1 pseudogene is annotated in these 1,188 nt (G+C 59.6%); it reads right to left on the reverse strand.

The window, feature by feature from the left end:
- Nucleotides 1–818 (reverse strand): annotated as a pseudogene (locus FHR23_RS16430) (IS5 family transposase).
- Nucleotides 819–1,188 lie beyond the last annotated feature (370 nt).

Consider the following 1,188-nt stretch of genomic DNA (forward strand, 5'->3'; position numbering starts at 1 on the left):
CTAGGCAGCGTGGACAAATTTGAGCCAGTATCGAGCGGTGGCGAGATGGACCATGCCGAGGAAGCTGTTGGCCAGCTGATCGTATCGGGTGGCGATGGCACGGTTGATCTTTAGATGGCCGAACATGCGTTCGATGCGGTTCCGCTGCTTATAGAGCGCGCGGTCAAATTCGATGTTCACGCGGCGGTTTGAGCGGCCGGGAATGACGGGTTCGATTTTGCGTTTGGCGAGATCGGTTCGGATCGCATCGGCGTCATAGCCCTTGTCTGCAAGCAAGGCGTCGGGCGCACGCTCGGGCAGGTCGATCAAAGCGTCATAAGCTCTGCAGTCTGCAGCTTCGCCGCCCGTCAGATGGAAGGCGACTGGTCGTCCGACGGCATCAGCCAGGCAGTGAAGCTTACTGGTGAACCCGCCCCGCGAGCGGCCAAGAGCGCGTCGATGAGTCCCCCTTTTCCGCCCGCTGCCGAGACGTGGGCGCGAACGGTGGTGCTGTCGATACTGTAGTGGCCGCTGTCCGCCATGACCTCGGCAAGCGTCACGGCAACGGTTTCCCAGACCCCGGCTTCACTCCAGCGTCGGAACCGGCGATAGATGGTGTTCCAACTGCCATATTTGGGCGGTACGTCGCGCCACGGCGCACCGCACCGGAGCCTCCAGAGGATGCCGTTGATGATCGAACGATTCTGTTCAGGACGCCTGCCTCGACCACGATTTTCAGGCTCGATTGGCAGCAAGCGCTTCAAAATCCGCCATTCCGCTTCGGTTAGATCGCCTCTGCTCAAGCCTGCCTCCAAAAAGCAGCCTTGAATCAATGTCATCAGCTCGCGTCAATCTGGTTCTTGAACCCAGATCGGCGGACGTCTTTGCGAGTACAGGGCATTGGGCTATCCAATGCCAATGAGCGAAGGCGGATATAAAGGTGGGACGACGATCGAAGGTCGTTGGGGATGTATAGCCTCCGCCCTCTTAGGCGTGCCCGTTTTCATGTTCCTGCTGCTCGCCGATGCGTTGGGCGACTGCGCACCGGACACAGCGTGTAAGAAGGGTTTTCTGACGCAGGTATTGCTGCCCTCCGCTGTTATCGCCATCGGGGTCGGCCTTCTCGTCCGATGGGCAGTCAAAACAGCTAGGCAGAACAACCCTGACTGAGCGCCGGTACGCTCATGCGAATTTGTCCACGCCGCCTAG

The sequence above is a fragment of the Stakelama sediminis genome, from assembly GCF_014199335.1.
Taxonomy (GTDB): Bacteria; Pseudomonadota; Alphaproteobacteria; order Sphingomonadales; family Sphingomonadaceae; genus Sphingomonas; species Sphingomonas sediminis.